This window comes from Klebsiella ornithinolytica (genome assembly GCF_030505655.1).
Taxonomy (GTDB): Bacteria; Pseudomonadota; Gammaproteobacteria; order Enterobacterales; family Enterobacteriaceae; genus Klebsiella; species Klebsiella ornithinolytica.
On sequence record NZ_CP130153.1, the window covers coordinates 2743407 to 2765562 of the forward strand.

Here is a 22156-nt window from a genome sequence, read left to right on the forward strand (position 1 = left end):
GGAGCCGGGTGTGGCGACGGTCATCAATAATGCAATGCTGGAGACGATTCTGGCAGAAATCAGGCCGCTAATTGGGCGTGGCAAAGTGGCGGATTATATTCCGGCGCTGGCAAGCGTAAGCGGTAATAAGCTGGGTGTGGCGATTTGTACGGTGGAGGGTCAACACTATTCTGCCGGCGATGCCCACGAGCGTTTTTCCATTCAGTCCATCTCTAAAGTGCTGAGCCTGGTGGTGGCGATGAACCACTATCAGGAGGAGGAGATCTGGCAGCGGGTGGGGAAAGATCCTTCCGGACAGCCGTTCAATTCATTATTACAGCTGGAAATCGAGCAGGGCAAACCGCGCAACCCGTTTATTAATGCCGGTGCGCTGGTGGTCTGCGATATGTTGCAAAGCCGACTGAGCGCGCCGCGACAGAGGATGCTGGAAATCGTGCGTCGTCTGAGCGGAGTAACGGATATCGGGTATGATCCGGTGGTGGCGCGTTCGGAGTTCGAACATTCGGCGCGTAATGCCGCGATCGCATGGCTGATGAAATCGTTCGGCAACTTCCATAATGATGTCGCGACGGTCCTGCAAAACTATTTTCACTACTGCTCGCTGGAAATGAGCTGTGTCGAACTGGCGCGGACGTTTCTGTTTCTCGCCGATCGCGGAGTGGCTCCGCATCTGGATACCCCGGTAATTGCCCCGATCCAGTCGCGGCAGGTGAATGCCTTAATGATGACCAGCGGGATGTATCAGAATGCCGGCGAATTTGCCTGGCGCGTCGGACTGCCGGCAAAATCAGGGGTAGGCGGTGGTATTGTCGCCATTGTCCCGCAGGAGATGGCTATCGCGGTGTGGAGTCCGGAGCTGGATGCGGCCGGTAACTCGCTGGCGGGAACCGCGGTACTGGAAAAACTGACCCAACGCCTGGGAAGGTCGATATTCTGATGGCCAACATAGATTCCTTATTTGCCCGTCTCCAGCGGTCGACCTTTCGTTCCCGCTTCCATCTTGGTCGCAAAGAGCGGGAGTACTGTGTCGATAAAGGGCCGGAGATCATTGACCAGCACGCGGCGGATTTTATTGCCCGCCGGCTGGCGCCAGCGCATATTGCGAATGACGGTAAACAGACGCCGATGCGCGGGCACCCGGTATTTATCGCCCAACATGCCACCGCCACCTGCTGTCGTGGCTGTCTCGCGAAGTGGCATGATATTCCCGCCGGCCGTGAACTGACAGACCGGGAGCAGCGCTATGTGGTGCAGGTGATCCATCGCTGGCTGGTTATCCAGATGAATTCATCTGGAGGTCAATAATGCGCATTTATCCGCCATGGGTATGCTGGATAAATATTCTCATGTTATGATAATCCGCTAACTAATTATTAACATAATAATTGCCTGAAACAATTAGACGGATAATCACTGAATGTCTTCACTGTCGATTCGGTTATTCACGCTGTTTCGTGAGGAACACCCCGTGCGTGACGCGCTGGTGTTATTCACCTTAACGTTGTTGCTCCATTTTTTCGGTGCCATGCTGCGTCTGGTCCAGGAACTGTCCTTTTTCTGGCCGCTGAATGCCGTGATGGTCGGGATCTTCGCCCGCTATGTCTGGCTCAATCGTAGCTATTTTTATGCCACCTGTTTTGTGGCGATGATGGTGTACGACGGCCTGACCTCACGCTGGGGAATGGGCTTTGCCTCGCTGCTGATTAATTTCTCGAATATTGTCTTTATCGTCAGCCTGGCGCAACTGTTGCTGTGGGATAAGCGACGGACTGATTCCATGCCGGGCCCGATCAATGTGCTGAATTTGTTCTGTTACTGTCTGCTGGCCGCTTTCCTGAGCGCCGCCGTGGGGACGCTTGGATCGATGGATGTCGAGCGGGAGACATTTATCTCTCTGCTGGCCGATTGGTTTAGCGAACAGTTCTCGACGGCGGTGCTGATCCTGCCGTTTATCCTGACGGTGACGATCCCTTCGACGTTCAGCGGCTTCCGCTGGAGTCAGCTGCTACCGGTCATGGTGCTGGTGCTGTCCATTATCCTTGGCGTCGCCGTAGGGGGAGCCGAAAGTATCACTTTCCCGCTGCCTGCGCTGATCTGGTGTGCGATTCGTTATCCGCTGCCGCTGACCTGCCTGCTGACTTTCCTCACCGGAATCGGGGAGATCCTGCTGGTGGCGAATGCATTAGTTCATCTCTCTCCCGATGCGCATCTGCAGCCATGGCAGCTGTTCTCGACCCGCCTTGGCATTGCGGCGATGTTAATCAGCCCGGTGATTGTGGCCTCAAGTGTTGACGCGATTAATAACCTGGTGAAACAGCTGGCGCTGCGGGCTGATTTTGATTTCCAGACGCGGGTTTACTCGCGTTCCGGTCTGAGCGAGGCGCTGAAGCGTCAACCGCAATCAGAAACGCAGCAGCTTACCGTGATGTTGCTGGATATCGATGACTTTAAGCGGGTCAACGATAGCTGGGGTCATGAGTGCGGAGATTGCGTGCTGACTCAGTTCGCCCAGCGGGTGCGGGATCTGGTGGGCGAGCAGGGGCTGGTGGCGCGTATTGGCGGGGAGGAGTTTGCCGTTGCCATGTTGAGCGCGACGCCGCAGGAGGGTCAGCTGCTGGCGGAGAAAATTCGCCAGGGCGTGGCGGCGCAAACCTTCGTCTGGGGGCCGCACAAGATTAAACTGACCCTGAGCATGGGGCTGGAGTGTCGTCCGGTCGGCGGCGGGCGGATCACCGAGCTGTTTAATCAACTGCTGATGGCTGCCGATGATTATCTTATTAATGCGAAGGAAGCCGGGCGCAATCGGATTTGTACGCCGACGCTGGCGGAACATCAGCCATAAGAAAACGCAATGACAATTCCGCTTGTGTTAAATATAAGTTAAAAAGATAGTGATGTGGTCAATTTCATGGAGCGACCAATGACCACATCCTTTTCTCTTCGTACGCTTTCGCGTGCTGATATTCTCGAAAACCTTTCCCCGCTGAGCGATATTCTGGCCGATTGCGTTAACGGCGGTGCCTCCGTCAGTTTTATGCTGCCTTTTTCGTTGCAAACGGCGCGAACGTTCTGGCTGCGCATCGCCGAAAGCGCGGCGGCCGGGGAGCGCCTCGTGCTGGTGGCCGAACATGCCGGGCAGATTGTCGGCACGGTACAGCTGGTCATCGATCAACCGGAAAATCAGCCTCATCGCGCCGACGTGGCAAAACTTTTGGTTCACCAAAATGCGCGGCGACAGGGGCTGGCTAATGCGCTGATGAATTATCTGGAGCAACTTGCCCGCGAGCAGGGCAAGTCGGTTCTGGTCCTTGATACGGCCACCGGCAGCGGCGCAGAACGCTTTTATGTCCAGTGTGGCTGGGAAAAAGCCGGGGAAATTCCGCGTTATGCCTTAATGCCGGACGGAACGATGACGGCGACCTCACTGTTCTATAAGATCCTGCAATAACCGAGACAGGTTTGATCAAAACACGGTTTTACTCTTAGAAAAGCTGTTAAGTTATTACACCAATTACTCAGGTTGTATGACCACTCTACGAGGGAACCTATTGTGAAAACATTAAACCGTCGTGATTTTCCCGGCGCGCAGTACCCTGAACGTATCATCCAGTTCGGTGAAGGTAACTTTCTTCGGGCATTTGTCGACTGGCAGCTTGATCTGCTGAATGAGCATACCGACCTGAACGCCGGCGTGGTGATTGTTCGCCCCATAGAGAGCGCGTTCCCCCCGTCGTTGAGCACGCAGGATGGGCTGTACACCACCATTATCCGCGGTTTGAACGAACGGGGTGAGGCGGTGAGCGATGCGCGTCTGATCCGTTCGGTAAACCGGGAAATCAGCGTTTACGCGGATTATGACGCCTTCCTTCAGCTGGCTCATAACCCGGATATGCGCTTTGTGTTTTCCAATACCACCGAAGCCGGCATCAGCTATCACGCCGGCGATCGGTTTGAAGATGCGCCGGCGGTGAGCTACCCGGCAAAACTGACCCGACTGCTGTACGAGCGTTACAGCCACTTCGCCGGCGCGGCGGATAAAGGCTGGATCATTATCCCTTGCGAACTGATCGATTATAATGGCGAAGCGCTGCGCGAGCTGGTGCTGCGCTATGCTCATGAATGGGCGCTGCCGGCGGCATTTATGACCTGGCTGCAGGAGGCAAATGCTTTCTGCTCGACGCTGGTGGACCGTATCGTAACGGGCTACCCGCGTGATGAAGCCGCGGCGATCGAAGCGCAGCTGGGGTACAAAGACGGTTTCCTCGCCACCGCCGAACACTTCTATCTGTTTGTTATCCAGGGGCCAAAATCGCTGGCCGCTGAACTGCGTCTGGATAAATTGCCACTTAATGTCCTGATTGTTGATGATATTAAGCCGTACAAAGAGCGGAAAGTGGCGATTCTTAACGGCGCACATACCGCCCTGGTACCGGTGGCCTACCAGGCAGGGCTGGATACCGTCGGCGAAGCGATGAATGACCCGGAGATTTGTGCATTCGTCGAGAAGGCGATATATACAGAGATTATTCCGGTGCTCGATCTGCCGCGCGCTGAACTGGACTCTTTTGCCAGCGCGGTGACAGGGCGTTTTCGCAATCCGTATATCAAACATCAGCTGCTCTCCATTGCGCTAAACGGCATGACCAAATTCCGCACCCGCATTCTGCCGCAGCTGCTGGCAGGGCAGGCGAAATCAGGTAAACTACCGGCGCGTCTGACTTTTGCGCTGGCGGCGTTGATTGCCTTCTATCGCGCGGAGCGCGATGGCGCAACTTATCCGGTGCAGGATGACGCCGAATGGATGACGCGTTTCCAGACCCTGTGGGCGCAGCATCGCGACGCGCAGATCGGCACCCGTGAACTGGTGAAAGCGGTGCTATCGGTGACCTCTCATTGGGAGCAGGATCTGACGCAGATTAATGGCCTGGTTGAACAGGTAACGCAGGATCTTGATGCCATTCTGCTGCGCGGCATGCGAGAAGCGGTGAAGCCGTTGTGCTGATTTAAACATCGTCGATCAACGTTGACCCGGCCACGGCCGGGTTATTAACTTGCTTTATTTAGTTACAACATACAATGGCTGCAAATCAAAAACAGACCGCGCAGATCTGTAGCGCTGAAAACAACAATCGCCAGACAGCGGTAAATGCGCGTACAGATAAAGACGAATAAGGGCAAATTGTGCCCCCGCCGCTTGAAGAAATGTCAGGCCAGGAAAATAATGGGACATCGTAACTGCAAAACGTTAATCGATCGCCCGCGTAACCGGTCCAGTTCGGACATCAGGAGAGATAATCGATGGTTGTTGATATTCGCGAGGTCTGTGCGCAAGACAAGTCGCAATGGCTGCAGCTTTGGCAAGGCTATACCTCTTTTTATGGCAGCCCGCAGCCGGCCGATGTCACGGAATACACCTGGCAGCGGTTACTGGACCACGGCTCACCGGTTCTGGGGCGTGTGGCCGTGGTCGACGATCGCGTAGCGGGTTTTGCAATCTGCGTCCTCCATGAAGGGACCTGGGTGAAAACCCCGATTTGCTATCTGGAAGACCTGTTCGTCGATCCGCAGCTCCGCGGCCGCGGCATTGCCCGGCAATTGATGCAGGCTCTACGGGCGGAAGCCAAAGAGCAAGGATGGTCGCGCCTTTACTGGCATACGCGCACCGACAATCCGGCCCGTCGACTGTATGACGAATTTACTCCCGCTGATGATTACGTGCGTTATCGCATCACCTGTTAAAACAGGTCAAAAGAAAAGCCGTTGTTCAGCGTCGCCTGGCGGCTGAAAACAACTCAGGAGAATCAAAAATGGAAAAACGCATCGAGACCGCCATTAACCTGATTATGTTTCTTTCGCTGCTGGCCACCGCGTGGGATCTCTCGCTGGTGCACCATCTTTCCTGGTAACTCTGCTGCGGCGCCTGCTTTGGCGCCGCTCAACCGCGCCGGATGTTTATTGCTGAAGCATGATATTGTGCCAGAAGAGAGGGCACCGTGGTTTTCAGGAAAGATATCACCTGATTGATTGCGGGTGAAATCGGTTTTTGCGGTGGGGTCAAGGCATGTAAATCAAAAGCGGGGATGTGATAACCCGGCAATAGCTCAACCATTTCACCATTGCTTATTTCTTTCATGCATGCCGGCGCCTGAAGAACGCCAATGCCGATGCCGCGTTTGACCAGCCCATAAATAGAACTCCAGTGGGTGGTCGCCACCACCGTATTGATACGGGTGTGAACCACCACGCCATCCTCGTCATACAGTATCAGGTCTCCACCATCAAAAATCCCCTTTACGCGAATAAAAGGATGATGGCGGAGCTGTTCCGGAACGGTAATGGCCTCGCTGTTACGGAGGTATTCAGCTGAGGCAACAAGTTTTCTTTCGACCTGGCCAAGCGGGTGGGCAATAAAAATCCCGTTTGCTAATTTTCCCAGGCGCAGAGAGATGTCGACCCCCTCAGTGACCGGATCCACAATTGCATCATTGAGGGTGAGATCGATTTTTAGCAAAGGATAGGCGGCATAGAGCAGTGCCAATAGTTCTGGCACCACCGTTTCGCCGAAGCAGCAGGGCGAAGACAGACGTAACGTCCCGGCAAGTCGATCTTCCGTCGGTGTCACGGCGCGAATGGCTTCTGCCGCCGCCGCAAGGACAATTTTGCTGTGGTTGTAGAACGTCATGCCATAATCCGTGCAGGTGATAGCGCGCGGATTGCGCATCAGTAAACGTACTGCCAGATATTTTTCCAGTCGGGTGAGGGTTTCACTTACCGAAGATTGCCCCATATGCAGATCTTTGGCTGCCTGCGAGATGCTCCCTCGTTCGACAACCCGGGCATATACGCGCATGGCCAGAATCATATCCATAGCATTTTCCGCATTCAGTATTGGCCTAATTATAGTCTTTTCTGGCGAGTAAATAGCGGCATGCTATAAACCATTCAATCTGTACAAACCATAAATAATTTGACTGCAAAATAACAATCGTATTAATTGATATTTATTATCGTGTTTATTGACTTAAGTTTATTTTTATCTTCACTTAAGATTTGCGCTGAGGTGAAGTATATGTCAAGAATACATCGTACGAATAAATATGATTTAATGGGTTTATTGAGAGAGGAGTTAAAAAAGAAAAGTCTCCTGCAAATACACACGCAAGATAACCTGATGACCACTCAGTTGAAAGAGGTGAGTGCCGCCGGTTTTACCACCGATCTTGATATTTCTGATGGTAAAAAATTATCCTTTACTATTTTTAGCGAGAATGGAAAGGCTAATTTTTTTTCACGGAGAAAGAAGGGTGTAGCGGACAGTATCGGGACACTATTTAATCTCCCGGATAGCATTACAATAACCCAGAGAAGAGCGCATCCGCGCCTGACGACGGCGCCGGACTATCCTTTCTTCTGCCATGGCCGTTTTCGTAATGGCAAAAACTATCATTTTGCGATCGATAATCTATCCTGCGGCGGCTGCGGATTAATAGCGCATCAGGCATTCAGTGAATTAAAAGTCGCTAACCTGTATCTGAAGCAAGCCATATTAAATCTTGGTGCCTATGGCGAAATAATCGTTGATCTGGCGATAAAAAATATTTATAGCCCCCCCTGTTTTGGCCGCGACAGCCGCGTTGAATATCGTATTTCATGTCAATTTATCTTTCGCCACGAGGACGATAAACAGCGGATGGAAGACCTTATGCTTGAGTTGACGATCAATGAGAAAAGAAAAAAACGCGTAATGCCAGAAAGCGGTCATTACAACGACAAAAACGACGCTGACGCCCGGCGATAGCGCATTGCGTGGCTATCTCGCCGGACGTCTCTGTCATCAGAGGCGAGGTTTGCGCTGCGCGACGATAAACAGTCGTGGGAACAGCAGCAGGACCTTTCCGTTACGCTGTAGCGGATAGTGTTGCTGCAACAGCGCCAGATAGCGTTCGAGGAATCCCTCCTGCTGCCCGGCATCGAGCGGTTGCAGGTAGGGGCGAAGCCCCGTGGATTGCAGCCAGTCGATAATCGCCTGGTGCGACTCCAGCGGGTGGTAATATGTTGTTCGCCAGATATCCACCTCGCAACCGCAGGCGGTGAGAATATCGTAATACGCCTGCGCACCCGGCAGCGGATGACGTCCGCTCTCCGGGAATCCCATCTCCTGCGCCACCTGACGCATAAGCGTGTGGGAGGGTTCCTGCCAGTTGTCCGGCATTTGTACCGCCAGCAAGCCGTTATCCGCCAGCTGATTAACGAGGTGCGGAAACAGGGTTTCATGATCCGTCAGCCACTGGAGCGATGCGTTCGCATAGAGAAGATCCGCGGGGCGTTCGGGTTGATACTGGCGAATATCGGCGGCGACGAACCGGCAGGTCGGCAGCGCCCGGGCGGCGTCATCGAGCATCGCCGGTGAGCTGTCGACGCCGACAAGGGTCGCTTCCGGCCAGGCATGATGCAGCAAAGCGGTGCTGTTACCAGGACCGCAGCCCAGATCGACAGCGAATGTGACGGGATGCTGTGCAATACGGGCGACTAATTCAGCGGCGGGGCGCGTACGTTCAGCGCCAAATTTCAGATACAGGGAAGGATTCCAGTCGGCCATGGGTGACTCCGGGTAAGATATACGCGTTCATCAGCATAGAGGGCAATGCCGTCAGATAAAACGTCTTTTGCTCGCGATGAAGGAATTGTCACCCTTTTTGTGACAATGTCACGCACGAGCGGTACGCCACACGTGCCTCAGCGTTTACACGTGGGCTATGCCGGGGAGCCCGGCATGTGTAATGTGCAATGTGCGGGCGGTTAATCGCTCTCCTTGAGCGCTTCGGCGCGTTTCGCCGTGGCATAGACGAAGTCCAGCATCGGCTCCAGATCGGTGTCATACCCGGCCTGAATAATTTTACCGCGCAGCCATTCGATTTCGCTGGTGATATCCGGATGGAAGATATTGTTGTCCTGAGCTTTACGCAGCCATTTCAGCAGGAAATTGTTCTTTCCTCTGATTCCACCCGATTTTTTTGATTTTCCATGAATTTTCAGCGCGACTAAGATGCAGTAATAGAAATGAACGCGCTGATTAAAGCTTTGATGCATTTGCGTATTTCCCGCCAGGCTCAAGAACTCACCGTCGTGGTCAGTGATTCGGATTGGGTTACGTCACGGGCCGGATCTTTAATTACGCGATCTCTGTTATGCCACCCGCCACGTCAGTGCGCCTGTAACCAGACGTGACAAGGATGTTGGCACGGATGCGGAATCACAGTCAATTATTGATTAGTTTTTTACCGGCTCCGGTAACCTGCGACTACCGGAGACCGTCGCTCATACGTGGCGCATAGCGGCGCGTTGCTGCAGGTGGACACGAAAAACCAGCAGGAATGCCAGCACGACGACCACCGCGGCCAGCAGATAAATTGTATCCAGTGCATAATAGCCGGCGACCCAGCCAGCCAGCGGGCCGGTCAAACCCAGCGCTAAATCGAGAAAGGCCGAATAGGTCCCCAGCGCCGTCCCCTGGTTTTGTTCTTCAACCTGTCTGACCGCCTCCACGCCCAGCGCCGGGAAAACCAAAGAGAAACCGCTGCCGGTCAGCAGTGCGCCGAGGCCGGCTATCCATGCGGAAGGCGCGAGCCAGATAATCATCAGCCCGAGACACTCGACCACGAAGCAGACCAGAGAGACGCGGACGCCGCCATAGCGGGTAATTACATTGCCTGCGACCAGGCGAACACAGATAAACCCGGCGCTGAACAGGGAGAGGGTAAATGCCGCGCCTTGCCAGCGATGCGCGGAAAAGTAGAGCGTGATGAAGGTCGCGATGACCCCGAATCCGACGGTTCCCAGGGCCAGGCCCAGGCCATAAGGCCAGATCTTGCGCACCACCACGTGGAACGGCGCCCGGATACCGGTGGTGACGCTGACATCCTGGCGCGTACGGGCAAAGAGCAGGCCAATCACCGCCACCAGAACGACCACCGCGGCAAAACCGCTGATACCAAAGACGCTGTTGAGCATCACGCCGAGTGGCGCGCCTACCGCCATCGCCACATAGGTGGCCACGCCATTCCACGAAATCACTCGCGAAGTATGGATCGCCCCCACGGTTTTAATTCCCCACAGCGTTGCTCCCGTCGCGGTAAAGCTTTCACCGACGCCGAGGAAAATACGCCCAATCAACAAAGCGCTAATCGCCAGCACCGGCACCGATTGCAGCGCCACAGCAACCAGTGTGAACAGACCGCTCAACAGGCAGCAGACGATCCCAAGACTGACGACCTTTTTCGGCCCCCAGATATCCGTATAGCGTCCGGCGTGCGGCCGACTGAACAGCGTCGAAATGTACTGCAGGCTGATAACAACACCGGCAATGAGCGTACTGTATCCCAGCTGGTAATGGATATATCCCGGCAACACGGCAAGCGGCAGGCCGATGGAGAGATAGCAGATACAGGTGAAAACGACGATCGAGATAATGCGCAGATTAAGCTGAGTATTACTGACTGAAGAGGTCATAACATCATGGTATTTCAAACGAAGGTGTGAGCAGCATAGCGCAGACCCGGTCATTCGGACGAGCACAGGATGCGTTTTTCCGCTGTTTTAGCCAAACCCACCAAAATTAGCGTTGGGACAAGACGAATCTGTGCAAGTCTGCGTATTCAATGTATAAATTTTCTACTGGCTCTATTCTGTGTTCACCGTCAGGAGGGAAGATGACAAAAGATTTCACCGATATCGCCGTGCTGTTTGTCGCGGGATTTGGTCCCATCACGCAAAACACCGCGCTGAGCCATGCCTTTTATGGCGAGACGTTAGGTTTACCGTTGAAACGGATGGCGGGTAACGATGACTATCTGCTGACCGAGCAGGATGCGCTGGCGGGAGTGAAACATTTTGCCCTCTGGCCGCTGGCCCAGGCGGCGTTCTCCTGCTTTGGCAGTGAAGAGTGGCCGGCAGATCTGCCCGTTCCCCAGGCGTGGATTGAATTTGAAGTGCGCGATATTCAGGCCGCCTCCGACGTGCTGATGGCCAAAGGATACCGACTGCTGATCGCCAACCGGGAAGAACCATGGGGTCAGACCGTCACCCGACTGCTCAGCCCGGAAGGGCTGCTGACGGGCGTCACGATTACGCCATGGCTCCGCGAGGAGGCTCCGTGAAAGCGCCACTCTTAACCACCGACAGGCTGCGGCTGGTCCCGCTGGTCAAAGACGACGCGCCGCAGATTCAGGCGGTGTTTCCGCAATGGGAAATCGTGCGCCATCTGGCGGCCAGTTTTCCGTGGCCGTTCCCGGACGACGGCGCGTCTCGTTATGTGAACACGATTGCCTTACCGGCTGCCGAAAAGGGGAGCGGCTGGTTCTGGACGATTCGCCGCCAGGCCGCCCCGGAGCAGCTTATCGGCCTGATTACGCTCTCCGACCAGGCGGATAACAATCGCGGCTTCTGGCTGGATCCGGCCTGGCAGCGTCAGGGGTTAATGACCGAAGCCTGCCGCTGTGTGACCGACTTCTGGTTTAACACTCTCCATCGGGAGGTGCTGCGCGCGCCTAAAGCCCGCGACAACGATGGATCGAGGAAAATATCGATGAACAGCGGCATGCGGCTGATTCGCGTAGAGAAACAGCAGTTTACCGCGGGCATGCTGGATGCAGAATTGTGGGAAATCACCCGGGAGGAGTGGAACCGCCTGGTGCGCTGAAGCACGATGCGGCTCGTGACCAACATCCTGAAATGGTGTGGGGCAGCCTACTTATGCTGGCCAGGCTTTCAGCTTCTGCTTCGTCCACGTCAGGCCTTCGATACGCGCCAGTCTACCGCGCCTTTTACCAGCAACTGGTTTTTAAAAGGAGTGCTCGGGAACGTATTAAATCCGAAAATGGGGGTATTTATGCTCTTTGCGGCCAGACTGGCGCTCAGTCACCGCTAACCGTTACGGGGGCTGCAAGCCCCCCGCATTTATCCGTCGCATTGACCACCACACTTCGTTGTTCAGCGAAGCATCTTCATCGGGCTCCTCTACACTGGCAGCAGTGGTCGGCCTGCGCTCCGCGTTTTCTGCTGGTCGGCCTGTTTATTACCACGACACCAAGAGAACAGTAGAAACGTCATTCTCTTATTGAGATTTTCAGCGGCGAGGTAGCGAGTGAACAGGACGAAACAGCGGCCGGAACGTCAGGCTTTGTGGCTGGCGCTGGCCGGTGCAGTGGTGCTGATTATCGGCATGGGATACGGGCGTTTTGCCTATACCGGAATTCTCCCGGTAATGCTGAATGAGCAGATTCTATCGCTGCGGCAGGGGAATCTGGCAGCGTCGGTCAACTACGCGGGTTATCTGATCGGGGCGCTGCTGCTGTCGAAAGCCCGACCGGCTGACAGCACCCGCCTGACTCTCGCTTCGGTGGCATGCACGTTAGTGTGCCTGGCGCTACTGGCGTGGGTGAGTTCGCCCTCGGGGATCATACTTATCCGCGGACTGGCGGGGGTGCTGAGTGCGGTGACGATGATCGCCGCCTCGCTATGGCTGCTCCAGCATATGCAACACCATCACGGTGCGCCGGTACTCTTTTCCGGCGTTGGAATGGGGATCTTTTTATCCGCCGAAGGTATTTCGCTGGCGAAACATGCGGCGCTCTCCAGCCCACAAATCTGGCTTATCTGCGCCGCGAGCGCGACGATCCTCTTTTTCCTGGTCGTACGCCTGCTGCTGATGCCGGCCCATGAGGTGCAGACCTGGCCGCCGCAGTCGCCGGCTTTAACAGCGACGGATGGACAAACCGCCGATGCCTGGCGATTGCTGGCGATATATGGTTTTTCTGGCTTTGGTTACATCATTACCGCGACCTACCTGCCGCTGTTTTTATCCGCTTCGCTGGCGCAGATCGATCCCGTGCAACTCTGGGCGCTGTTTGGTCTCGCGGCGGTCCCTTCATGCTTTATCTGGCACAAACTGGTGATCAAACTGGGCTTCCGCCGGGCGCTGACCGCCAATCTGCTGATACAGGCGGCGGGCGTGGTACTGCCGGCTCTCAGCCAGACGCTCCTCGCTTGCCTGCTCAGCGCGCTGCTGGTCGGTTTTACCTTTATGGGCACCGTTACCATTGCGCTCCCGGAAGCCAGAAGGCTGAATCAGCGGGTAAAATTCAATATGATCGCGGCGATGACGGCCACTTATGGTATCGGACAGATTATCGGGCCATTTGTCGCCGGGACGCTGCATAACCTGACGGGATCGTTTAATCCCTCATTGCTTGCGGCGGCAGCGTCTCTGTGTCTGGCGGCAGGGCTGGTTGCGGTCAGGTCAGCGCGCGCGCATCCTTAAAATTGGATGCCCGCCGTCAGCAGTTGCCGCATTTCACTGAGCGCAGGGGACATAGATTCCCGGCGCCAGATGAGCTGAGTCTGTACCTGCTTAAGCGGCTGAATCTGGCAGTTGTCTGGCAGGGGCAGGATATCTATTACGCTTTGCGGCAGGATACCGCGATAACCACCGGACGCAATGCAGGCGATCATGGCGTGGTACGACCCCACATCCTGAATCTCGACATGCGCATCGGAGGCGAAAAACGCTTCCGCGATCGCCCGATAGCTGCAGCCCCTGGGAAAAGCGGCAAGTCTGATATCAGCCGGCCCCTCTGGACTCACCAGCATCAGCTGCTCGTCAAAAACGGGGATCGCGTCGATGTCCGTCGGGCGGACAAGCTCACCTTCGGCGGTAACCGGCAGACTCACCAGCGCGCAGTCGAGGGCGGCACGCTGTACCAGATCGGTCAACTGCTGCGTAGGCTGGGTATGCAACGTCAGTTCGACCTGCGGACAGATGGCGCGGAACCGTGGAAGGAGGTGAATAAGCCGGCTCGCGGCTGTCGCTTCCATCGCCCCCAGGCGCAGGCGCCCGGCGGGGTTTGTCGGGTGCAGCGCCTGTTTCGCCTCTTCGCCAAGGCTCAGTATTCTTAGCGCGTAATCGAGGAACTGCTTGCCGGCAGAGGAGAGCACCATTTTTTTATTGCCCCGCACGAACAGCTCGACATCAAGCTCTTCTTCCAGCTGCTGGATGCGCGTGGTGATGTTTGATTGCACACGGCCCAGCTTCTTGGCTGCCCGGGTAATGCTTTGCTCTTCCGCGACAATTTTAAAGATCAGTAACGTGGCGTGGTTCATATTTTTCTTCTAAATATGGAAATGATATTGATCTTAACATCTCAAAAAGAGATGTTAAGCATTCAGCATCACACATTCAAACAGGGTGACCATGAGCAACCGCTTTACGCAGAGACTGGATATTGCCTATCCCATCATTCAGGCGCCGATGGCCGGGGTCTCAACCCCAGAGCTGGCTGCCGCGGTGAGTAACAGCGGCGGGCTCGGCTCGCTGGGGCTGGGGGCCGCGACCGTTTCCCAGGCCGAAGCGCTGATTGCGCGTACTCGTCATCTGACCACGCAGCCCGTCAATGTCAATCTGTTTTGCCATGCGCCGGCGCGCCGGGACCCGCACACGGAAGCAAGGTGGACCGCGCTGTTGCGTCCGCTATTCGCTCGTTTCGGCGCGCAACCGCCCGAGACGCTGACGGAAATCTATCAAAGTTTCCTTGTGAATCAGCCCATGGCCGAGCTGCTACTTGACCTGGCGCCAGAGGTGGTCAGTTTCCACTTTGGCGTGGCGGATAAGACACTCATTCGCCGGCTGAAGGAAAAAGGTGTGCTGACCATGGCCAGCGCCACCAGCGTAGACGAGGCACAGCGGGTCGTCGCCCAGGGCTTCGATGTGGTGATTGCGCAGGGGTATGAGGCCGGAGGTCATCGCGGGATCTTCGATCCTCGCGGCGACGATCGGCAAATGAGTACCTTGACGCTGGTCCAGGCGCTAAAGCGGACGGTGTCGATACCGGTTATTGCCGCCGGGGGGATCATGGACGGTGCCGGGATCCGCAGCATGATGCATCTGGGCGCAGAAGGGGTTCAGCTGGGGACCGCGTTCCTGCTCTGCCCGGAATCGGCTACCGACGCCGGATATCGCCAGGCGCTGAGCGGTGAACCAACGCCAGAAACCGTGATGACTGCGGCGATTTCCGGTCGCCCGGCGCGCTGCATTGACAATGCATTTTGTGAAACCGGTCGACGCAATCCCGACGTTATGCCCCCGGACTACCCGCTAGCCTACGACGCGGGAAAAGCGCTGGCGGCAGCGGCGAAAGCGCAGGGCGAATGGGGATTTGGGGCACATTGGGCAGGACAGGGGGTCGGGATGATCCGGGCGTTGCCGGCAGCGGAGCTGATGCAAACGCTGATCCGGGAGGGCGGATTTTCCACTCAGCCGTCGCGGCGGTGATGGCGACCTGCCGCGACGGCTGATGTTTAACGACGGTGGGCCAGTCGGCGGACCAGGCTGTCGCCCGCCATCTGCACGCCCTGCACCAGGGCCACCAGAATCAGCACCGTGCCGACCATCACTTCATTATTAAAGCGCTGATAGCCATAGCGAATCGCCAAATCGCCCAGCCCGCCGCCGCCGATCACGCCGGCCATTGACGAGAAGCCAATCAACATCACGATAGTCAGCGTGACGCCAGCCAGCAGGGTTGGCAATGCTTCCGGCAGTAGCGATTTAAAAATTACATGCCAGACCGTGCCGCCCATCGACAAAATGGCTTCAATACGTCCGTAATCCACTTCATCGAGCGCGTTTTCCGTCAGCCGGGCGAAAAAAGGGAAGGCGCCAATCGTTACCGGCACCACCGCCGCCGTGCTCCCGAGCGTCGTACCGATAATCAGCCGGGTAAACGGGATCAGGGCGATCAGCAGCACGATAAACGGCAGCGAGCGACCGAAGTTAATCACTGCCCCCAGCAGCGCGTTGAGTTTCGGCATCGGCAGCAACCCGTTTTTACGCGAAATAAACAGCACCACGCCAACCGGAAGGCCGAGCAGAACGGTAAATACCGCCGCCAGCCCCACCATATACACCGTCTCCAGCGTCCCGTCCCACAGCAGCGGCCAAAGGTCATCCCAGCTCATGCGACTGTGCATAATGGCCTCCGCTGATAACCATGACGAGCAAGAAAATCGCGTTCCGACTGCGGATCGTGCAGCAATGATTGACGCAGCTTCGACCACGGCGCCACCAGCAGTTCGGCGATACTGCCGCTTTCGACGATTTCGCCATTTTCCAGCAGCGCGGCGTGGTCGCACAGGGTTTTGACCACCTCCAGTTCATGGGTGATCAGCACAATCGTCAGATTCAGACGCTGATTAATATCTGCGAGCAATGCCAGCACCGAGGCGGTGGTCTCGGGATCCAGGGCGCTGGTCGCCTCGTCGCACAGCAGGACGTCCGGCCTTGACGCCAGCGCTCTTGCAATACCCACGCGCTGTTTTTGCCCGCCCGATAGCTGGGAAGGGAACGCGTGGGCTTTATCGCTAAGCCCGACCAGCTCAAGCAGCTCCGCGACTCGCGTCTGACGCGCCGTTTTGGTCATGCCGGCAATTTCCAACGGCACAGCGATATTGTCGGCGACGTTACGTGCGTGCAGCAGGTTAAAATGTTGAAAGATCATCCCGGTACGCAGGCGATAAGCGCGCAGCGCGGCTTTATCCATCTGCGTAATATCCTGTCCGTTCACAATAATGCGGCCCGATGTGGGCCGCTCCAGCAGATTCAGACAGCGGATCAGCGTACTTTTTCCCGCGCCGCTGCGTCCGAGGATGCCGTAAATCGCGCCCTTCGGGACCTGCAGCGACACATTGTTCAGCGCCGGTCGGCCTGTTCCGGCGTAGGTTTTACTCAGCCCGATCGCTTCAATCATGATTTCGGGGTAACCGGGATAACCGAGCCGTTATAGCGTTGACGGATAAATTCAGCCACCTGCGGCGAAGTCAGGTCTTTCGCCAGCTGTTTGATGCGCGGATCGCTTGCCAGGGAGGGATTGGTGACCAGAATGTTGGCGTAAGGGTTATGGCTGGCGCTCTCAAGGCCAAGCGCGTCTTTTGCCGGCGTCAGCCCGGCTTCCAGCGCATAGTTACCGTTGATCACGGCCAGATCGACATCGTCCAGAGAGCGCGGGATCTGCGGCGATTCAATTTCGAGAATCTTCAGATGCTTCGGGTTTTCCACAATATCTTTGGGCGTCGCCAGCGTCGTGGCCGGGTCGGTGAAGGAGGAGGCCAGTTTGATCAGTCCCTGGCTTTGCAACAGGAACAGGGCACGGCTCAGGTTGGTGGTGTTATTGGGCACGGCGACGGTGGCATTTTCCGGCAGTGAAGCAAAGTCTTTGTGCTTGCGCGAATAGATACCCAAAGGCTCAATATGAACCGTGGCGGCGACGGCGAAGGTCTTGCCCAGCGCCTTTTCCTGATCCTTCAAATAGGGTACGTGCTGGAAATAGTTTGCATCCACGTCGCCGTTTGCCAGCAGTTCATTGGCATTTACGCCGCTGGTCAGTTCGACCACCTTCAAATCCAGGCTCGGATCGATTTTCTTGATGTAGTTAAGGATCTCCGCATGCGGAACCGGGTCAGCCGCTACGCGTAAGGCGGCGGCCTGCGCTGATGTCCAGGCGAAAGAGAGAGACAGAGCAACCCCTGCCAGTTTAAAAGCGGCAATTTTCATGGTGTTTTCCTTTATTGTTATCTTTAAACGATTGGTTGCCCGGCCGGTTCGCGAAACACATCCTGGTAGTAGCGTTCAGCCACATCCGGGTGTGAGCGCAGGCGGCCCTTCAGGTAATTCCAGCCCACTTCGCGCAGCAGCGGGTTTTGCGGATCGCTGTCCGGTCCGAGCGCTTCCTGCGCCAGTTCCGGCGGCAGGGTGAAGACCGGAACGGTGGCATCCAGCTGCGCACCGAGGAAAAATGCGATAGAGAGACGCTCCTGGTGTACCGGCGGAGACACCACCCGATGGACGGTGGCACGCAGGTAGCCATTGGTGGCCAGCTCCAGCAGTTCGCCAATATTGACGACAAAACTGCCGGCCAGCGGAGTCGCATCGATCCATTGCCCGGGGGCAACTTCTACCTGCAGACCCTTTTGCTCATCCTGAAGCAGGAAGCTGAGGAACCCGGAGTCTTTATGCGCGCCGACGCCCTGGTGGCTTTGCGTCTCATGCTGACCGGGATAGCGGATCAGTTTGATATGCTCGTTGGGTTTATTGCCATACAAGGTCTCAAAGGCGTCATCAGGTAGCGCCAGCGCTTCAGCAAAGGCGCGCAACAGGGTTGTGCCGACCTCGGTCATGGCGCGCTGCCAGCTGAGCAGCGTGGGTTTCAACGTCGGTAGCGCTTCCGGCCACAGGTTAGGCCCCTGCAGACGCTGCCAGCGCGGCGCATCGTCATCCAGACGCAGCGCCGGACGCTCGGCGCCAATATCAAACTGTTCTCGCCAGTCTGGCTGTCCGCGGGTCAGCTCGGATGCGGCGCGGTTATAGCCGCGAAAGTGTGGGGAATGAATCATCGCAACCGGCTGTTTTTGCTCATCAGGCAGGGCAAAAAAGCGGCGGGATTGCTGCTGGACAGCTTTTTGCAGGGCATCGTCGACGCCATGATTGATCAGATAAAAGAAGCCGATCTCGCGGGCCGCATGGCGAAGGTCGGCCAGAAAAGCCGTTTTTTCAGCAGGATCGGCGTAGCGAGCAAGATCGAGAATCGGCAAAGTCGTTGCGTTCATTGTGTGCTCCGAAGACGGCATTCAGGGAGTTGCGTTTATTCATATTCAGGGTTCGGGGACAACAACAGCGCATGGTGATTTCCTCATTCTGTGGGGTGAACACAGCTTGCCTCAACGGAAAATAATCAACCAATAACCTTCTTTTCTAATTTATGACCGGGCGGGGTTCTGTGCTTTTGCGAATAATGGATAAAGGCGTCGCGAACCTGCTTTCTGCCTTGCGCAGGGGCGGTGTAGCCAGTATGGTGTGCGACATTTATCAGATATTCAGGATTCAACATCGCAATGCAGCCTTCTAAAGATCCTCTTCATGGCATCACCCTTGAGGCTTTACTGAACGCCCTGGTGGCGAAGTATGGCTGGGCCGAGCTGGCAAAACGGATCAATATCAACTGTTTTAAGAGCGACCCGAGCATCAAATCGAGCCTCAAATTTTTACGTCGAACGCCGTGGGCGCGTAAAGAGGTTGAAGACCTTTATATCGACTCTCTCGGCGATTCAACCTCCACCGCGACGCCGCTGTCGGCGGAAAGCCCGTGGGCGAACTGGCAGAATAAAAAAGAGTAGGGCGTAAGCGCGAAGCATTACAGCACCGTCTCGCCACGGAGCGCCCCTGGCGCCTTGCCGGTGATGCGCTTAAAGGCCCGGCTGAAGGCGGCTAACGAACTGTATCCCAGGCGGAAGGCGACCTTTTCCAGCGTCTGACCTTCATCCGAAATATACTGCACGGCCAGACGCATTCGCAGTTCCGTGAGGTAACGCGCGGGTGTGGTACCGGTGGCGGCGAGGAAACGTTCCGCAAAAACGGAACGTGAGGTCCCGGCTTCGCGCGCAAGCTCTTCGACTTTCCAGTTGACGCCAGGCTGCTGATGCATCGCGTAGATAGCTCTGGCAAGTTTGGGATCGCGCAGGACCTGTACCCAGCCGTTTGCGTTACCGCAACCGCACGCCACCCAGCCGCGAACAATCAGCGCCGCCACCACATCGGCAAGTCGCGCCAGAATACCGGCATAGCCCGCCTGTCGAGTGAGGCTTTCGCGTTCCATGGCCGCCAGCATCGGCTGGATTTCCGGGCGGCTGGTCAGAAGGCTGCTGACCAGCATCACTTCGGGCATCGCTTTAACCAGAGGCTGCATGCCGCCCAGCTCAAAGTCCATACAAGCGCTGAAGATAATGGCGCTGCCGCTTTCCGCGTCGTCGCACGCGTTTTTGACACAGCTTACCGAGTCACAAACCGGTTCGCTGGGAAGTCTGGAGACGTTGACTACCGATGCCTGGTCATCAGAGAGCAGCACGTGGCCATCGCCGTTGGGAATAAACAGCGCATCGCCGCTTTGCAACATTAAGCGCTGACCGCTGACCATGCGCAGCAGTACCGGTCCCCGGCTGATAAAGTGAAACTGCGCTTTACCGGGTACAAAGCCGAACTCGACGCCGAAAGGACGGGAGGTTTCGATGCGCCGATAGTTGACGCCGGAAAGGCGCATGCCGCGCAGTAGTTCGCTGGTGAGATCGAGGGCTTGCTGAGTCATAACATCATTCCCGGACGAATTATCAATAATCACAGAGTATTTATCATAGATCGTCCTGACGGAACCTCCTAACCTTAACGAAATGTTAATTGTTCTGGAGAGATGTTTATGAGTTCCTGCATTGCAACTGAAGAGAGGCTGGCCACCGCCAGGCCCGCATGGCGCGCCGTGTATGCACTGGCATTGGGCGTTTTCGGCCTGATTGTTGCAGAGTTTCTTCCCGCCAGCCTGTTAACACCGATGGCAGCCAGCCTTGGGGTCAGCGAAGGGATGGCGGGGCAGGCGGTGACCGCGACGGCTCTGGTGGCGCTGGCGACCGGATTGCTGATCACCCCCGCCACTAAAAATATCGACCGCCGCTGGGTACTGATGTTCTTTTCTGTCCTGCAGATCGTCTCCAGCCTGATGGTGGCTTTCGCCACCTCGCTCGAGTTTCTGCTGCTGGGACGCCTGCTGCTGGGGATAGCGATCGGCGGATTCTGGTCGATGTCGACCGCCACGGCGATGCGTCTGGTGCCTGCCGCGTTCGTGCCGAAAGCGCTGGCGGTGATCTTCTCCGCCGTGTCGATAGCGACCGTGGTAGCGGCGCCGCTGGGCAGCTATCTGGGCGGCCTGATCGGCTGGCGCAGCGTCTTTATTCTCTGTACCGTCCCGAGCGTTCTGGCGCTGCTGTGGCAACTGTGGGTACTGCCCTCAATGCGCCCGGAAAGCGTCGGCAGCTTTGCTACGCTGTTTAAGGTTCTGCGTCGTCCCGGCATGGTTGGCGGGATGCTGGCCACCATTTTAATCTTCAGCGGACATTTTGCCTTTTTCACCTATCTGCGGCCGTTCCTGGAGACCGTCGCCCAGGCCAGCGTCGAAGGGGTCTCTCTGATTCTGCTGGGATTTGGGGTGGCGAACTTTATCGGGACCTCTATTGCCGGGCATCTGCTGAGCCGTAGCCTGCGTTTGACGCTGGCGCTGGTTCCTCTGGCCATGAGCGTACTGGCGCTGATGATGGTGACCTTCGGCCACATCGCGCTTCTCGACGGACTGCTGGTCGCCATGTGGGGCTTTGCTTTCGGTCTGGTGCCGGTAGGCTGGTCAACCTGGCTGGCGACGACGGTACCGGATGAAGCGGAAAGCGCGGGCGGGCTGCTGGTTGCCTCTATTCAGCTGGCGATTGGCGCCGGCGCGGCCGGCGGCGGGGCGGTGTTTGACCTCAATGGCGCCAGCGGCGTCTTTACCGGCAGCGGTTTACTCCTGCTGACCGCCATGATTATTGTTTTTGCCGGCGTACGGGTGAAATCCCCGGCCAGCGAAGAGTAGATCCGCGCCGCGTCAACGATGCGCCTGCGGGCGCATTTTTTTCGCCTGCTGTTGCGGCCAGGCCGCTTTGCGTTCCAGCAGGTGATACGTTCCCTCGTCGCTTATCCCTTCGCCAAGCGTGACAAAGCCGCTGGCGGCATAAAACGCCAGCGCCCTGTGATTGCGCGTCAGGCACTTCAGCCGATAGCCGTGTTCTTGCCAGCCGGGTAATGCCTGCAGCAGCATTTTGCCCACTCCGCATCCCTGACGGGCGGGAGCGACATGCAAATGGTGAATAAAGTGGTCTGGCATCCAGACGGCAATGAAACCGGCCAGCTCTCCCTGAGGATCATGCGCCAGCCAGATCGTTTCCCCTTCAGTCTGCTTTTCCAGATCGGTTAAGCGAAAATCGGTGACGTTCAGCCACGTAAACGTATGACACCGCGATAAAAGAAACAGCCGCTGTAATGCTGGCCAGTCATGACGGGTTGCCTGACGAACTGAAATAGTCAATCTCACTCCTTTCTCTTTTCCCTGCCTGAACCCGGAACATCCCCGGCGGCGACACAATTATAGCGAATCTCCCTTTTTAGCTGCACATCAGGCGAACAAAAACCGCCCTTCAGCGGTGCAGCGCAACGCCAGGCTGAACATACGGCGGCCGATGACTTCAAGAAGACATT

At 56.5% G+C, this 22156-nt stretch carries 24 protein-coding genes and 1 pseudogene; 14 read left to right on the forward strand and 11 right to left on the reverse strand.

The window, feature by feature from the left end:
• Nucleotides 1-10: 10 nt before the first annotated feature.
• From glsB to Q1L34_RS13235, 6 genes are all read left to right on the forward strand, one after another.
• The gene (gene glsB, locus Q1L34_RS13210; RefSeq protein WP_325938412.1) at nt 11-937 is read left to right on the forward strand and encodes a glutaminase B; all 927 of its coding nucleotides are present in this window, start codon (nt 11-13) and stop codon (nt 935-937) included.
• Entirely contained in the window at nt 937-1305 is a 369-nt protein-coding gene (locus Q1L34_RS13215) for a DUF4186 domain-containing protein (RefSeq protein WP_004862162.1), read from the forward strand. The genes glsB and Q1L34_RS13215 overlap by 1 nt, the downstream gene beginning before the upstream one ends.
• A 112-nt stretch (nt 1306-1417) precedes the next feature.
• Nucleotides 1418-2842: a GGDEF domain-containing protein gene (locus tag Q1L34_RS13220; RefSeq protein ID WP_048023611.1), complete on the forward strand. Its 1425-nt coding sequence runs from the start codon at nt 1418-1420 to the stop codon at nt 2840-2842.
• A 78-nt stretch (nt 2843-2920) separates the two neighbouring features.
• Entirely contained in the window at nt 2921-3448 is a 528-nt protein-coding gene (locus tag Q1L34_RS13225) for a GNAT family N-acetyltransferase (protein ID WP_044349795.1), read from the forward strand.
• 102 nt (nt 3449-3550) lie between these two features.
• Nucleotides 3551-5002: a tagaturonate reductase gene (locus Q1L34_RS13230; RefSeq protein ID WP_064357036.1), complete on the forward strand. Its 1452-nt coding sequence runs from the start codon at nt 3551-3553 to the stop codon at nt 5000-5002.
• Between the two features lie 296 nt (nt 5003-5298).
• The gene (locus Q1L34_RS13235; protein ID WP_004862154.1) at nt 5299-5739 is read left to right on the forward strand and encodes a GNAT family N-acetyltransferase; all 441 of its coding nucleotides are present in this window, start codon (nt 5299-5301) and stop codon (nt 5737-5739) included.
• Nucleotides 5740-5935: 196 nt separating this feature from the next.
• Here Q1L34_RS13235 and Q1L34_RS13240 read toward each other — a convergent pair whose 3' ends face one another.
• Entirely contained in the window at nt 5936-6868 is a 933-nt protein-coding gene (locus tag Q1L34_RS13240; protein WP_064357037.1) for a LysR family transcriptional regulator, read from the reverse strand.
• A 201-nt stretch (nt 6869-7069) separates the two neighbouring features.
• Between Q1L34_RS13240 and Q1L34_RS13245 the strand changes: the two genes are divergently transcribed.
• Complete coding sequence (locus Q1L34_RS13245; protein ID WP_050486212.1) at nt 7070-7798, forward strand: flagellar brake protein; 729 nt, start codon at nt 7070-7072, stop codon at nt 7796-7798.
• A gap of 36 nt (nt 7799-7834) precedes the next feature.
• Here the strand turns inward: Q1L34_RS13245 and tam are convergent, their stop codons facing one another.
• The 3 genes from tam to Q1L34_RS13260 form a co-directional block, all read right to left on the reverse strand.
• On the reverse strand, nt 7835-8599 hold the full coding sequence (gene tam, locus Q1L34_RS13250; RefSeq protein WP_032717468.1) for a trans-aconitate 2-methyltransferase: 765 nt from the start codon (nt 8597-8599) through the stop codon (nt 7835-7837).
• A gap of 200 nt (nt 8600-8799) precedes the next feature.
• Nucleotides 8800-9090: a hypothetical protein gene (locus Q1L34_RS13255; protein ID WP_004862141.1), complete on the reverse strand. Its 291-nt coding sequence runs from the start codon at nt 9088-9090 to the stop codon at nt 8800-8802.
• 228 nt (nt 9091-9318) lie between these two features.
• Nucleotides 9319-10509: an MFS transporter gene (locus Q1L34_RS13260; protein WP_123629269.1), complete on the reverse strand. Its 1191-nt coding sequence runs from the start codon at nt 10507-10509 to the stop codon at nt 9319-9321.
• A 200-nt stretch (nt 10510-10709) separates the two neighbouring features.
• Between Q1L34_RS13260 and Q1L34_RS13265 the strand changes: the two genes are divergently transcribed.
• The 4 genes and pseudogenes from Q1L34_RS13265 to Q1L34_RS13280 all read left to right on the forward strand — a co-directional run bounded on the left by Q1L34_RS13265 (nt 10710) and on the right by Q1L34_RS13280 (nt 13318).
• Complete coding sequence (locus Q1L34_RS13265; RefSeq protein WP_004862136.1) at nt 10710-11156, forward strand: VOC family protein; 447 nt, start codon at nt 10710-10712, stop codon at nt 11154-11156.
• Complete coding sequence (locus Q1L34_RS13270; protein ID WP_032717465.1) at nt 11153-11698, forward strand: GNAT family N-acetyltransferase; 546 nt, start codon at nt 11153-11155, stop codon at nt 11696-11698. Before Q1L34_RS13265 ends, Q1L34_RS13270 begins: the two co-directional genes overlap by 4 nt.
• A gap of 12 nt (nt 11699-11710) precedes the next feature.
• Nucleotides 11711-11887, forward strand: a pseudogene (locus Q1L34_RS13275) (LysE family transporter); the annotation flags it as partial.
• A gap of 333 nt (nt 11888-12220) precedes the next feature.
• Nucleotides 12221-13318, forward strand: a complete 1098-nt coding sequence (locus Q1L34_RS13280; protein ID WP_369974014.1) for a YbfB/YjiJ family MFS transporter — start codon at nt 12221-12223, stop codon at nt 13316-13318.
• On the opposite strand, the gene Q1L34_RS13285 is transcribed toward Q1L34_RS13280, so the two are convergent.
• Nucleotides 13315-14157 (reverse strand): LysR family transcriptional regulator, encoded by an 843-nt coding sequence (locus Q1L34_RS13285; protein WP_015584306.1) that lies wholly within the window; start codon nt 14155-14157, stop codon nt 13315-13317. The genes Q1L34_RS13280 and Q1L34_RS13285 overlap by 4 nt on opposite strands.
• Before the next feature lie 91 nt (nt 14158-14248).
• Here Q1L34_RS13285 and Q1L34_RS13290 point away from each other — a divergent pair, with 91 nt between their 5' ends.
• Entirely contained in the window at nt 14249-15325 is a 1077-nt protein-coding gene (locus Q1L34_RS13290; RefSeq protein WP_048023601.1) for an NAD(P)H-dependent flavin oxidoreductase, read from the forward strand.
• Nucleotides 15326-15351: 26 nt separating this feature from the next.
• Here the strand turns inward: Q1L34_RS13290 and Q1L34_RS13295 are convergent, their stop codons facing one another.
• The 4 genes from Q1L34_RS13295 to Q1L34_RS13310 are packed head-to-tail and all read right to left on the reverse strand — an operon-like array spanning nt 15352 to nt 18654.
• Nucleotides 15352-16011 carry a methionine ABC transporter permease gene (locus Q1L34_RS13295; RefSeq protein WP_160873165.1) on the reverse strand — a complete coding sequence of 220 codons (660 nt, stop codon included), beginning with the start codon at nt 16009-16011 and terminating at the stop codon, nt 15352-15354.
• On the reverse strand, nt 16008-16799 hold the full coding sequence (locus tag Q1L34_RS13300; RefSeq protein WP_004862124.1) for a methionine ABC transporter ATP-binding protein: 792 nt from the start codon (nt 16797-16799) through the stop codon (nt 16008-16010). The genes Q1L34_RS13295 and Q1L34_RS13300 overlap by 4 nt, the downstream gene beginning before the upstream one ends.
• The gene (locus tag Q1L34_RS13305) at nt 16796-17602 is read right to left on the reverse strand and encodes a MetQ/NlpA family ABC transporter substrate-binding protein (RefSeq protein WP_004862122.1); all 807 of its coding nucleotides are present in this window, start codon (nt 17600-17602) and stop codon (nt 16796-16798) included. Before Q1L34_RS13305 ends, Q1L34_RS13300 begins: the two co-directional genes overlap by 4 nt.
• A 23-nt stretch (nt 17603-17625) precedes the next feature.
• Nucleotides 17626-18654: an isopenicillin N synthase family dioxygenase gene (locus Q1L34_RS13310; RefSeq protein ID WP_004862120.1), complete on the reverse strand. Its 1029-nt coding sequence runs from the start codon at nt 18652-18654 to the stop codon at nt 17626-17628.
• 285 nt (nt 18655-18939) lie between these two features.
• On the opposite strand from Q1L34_RS13310, the gene Q1L34_RS13315 reads away from it, so the two are divergent.
• Nucleotides 18940-19221, forward strand: a complete 282-nt coding sequence (locus Q1L34_RS13315) for a VF530 family protein (protein ID WP_004862116.1) — start codon at nt 18940-18942, stop codon at nt 19219-19221.
• 17 nt (nt 19222-19238) lie between these two features.
• Here the strand turns inward: Q1L34_RS13315 and Q1L34_RS13320 are convergent, their stop codons facing one another.
• Nucleotides 19239-20186, reverse strand: a complete 948-nt coding sequence (locus Q1L34_RS13320; RefSeq protein ID WP_004862114.1) for an AraC family transcriptional regulator — start codon at nt 20184-20186, stop codon at nt 19239-19241.
• A gap of 108 nt (nt 20187-20294) precedes the next feature.
• On the opposite strand from Q1L34_RS13320, the gene Q1L34_RS13325 reads away from it, so the two are divergent.
• Entirely contained in the window at nt 20295-21494 is a 1200-nt protein-coding gene (locus Q1L34_RS13325; protein WP_004862113.1) for an MFS transporter, read from the forward strand.
• 12 nt (nt 21495-21506) lie between these two features.
• Here the strand turns inward: Q1L34_RS13325 and Q1L34_RS13330 are convergent, their stop codons facing one another.
• Nucleotides 21507-21986: a GNAT family N-acetyltransferase gene (locus tag Q1L34_RS13330; protein WP_064357045.1), complete on the reverse strand. Its 480-nt coding sequence runs from the start codon at nt 21984-21986 to the stop codon at nt 21507-21509.
• Between the last annotated feature and the right edge of the window lie 170 nt (nt 21987-22156).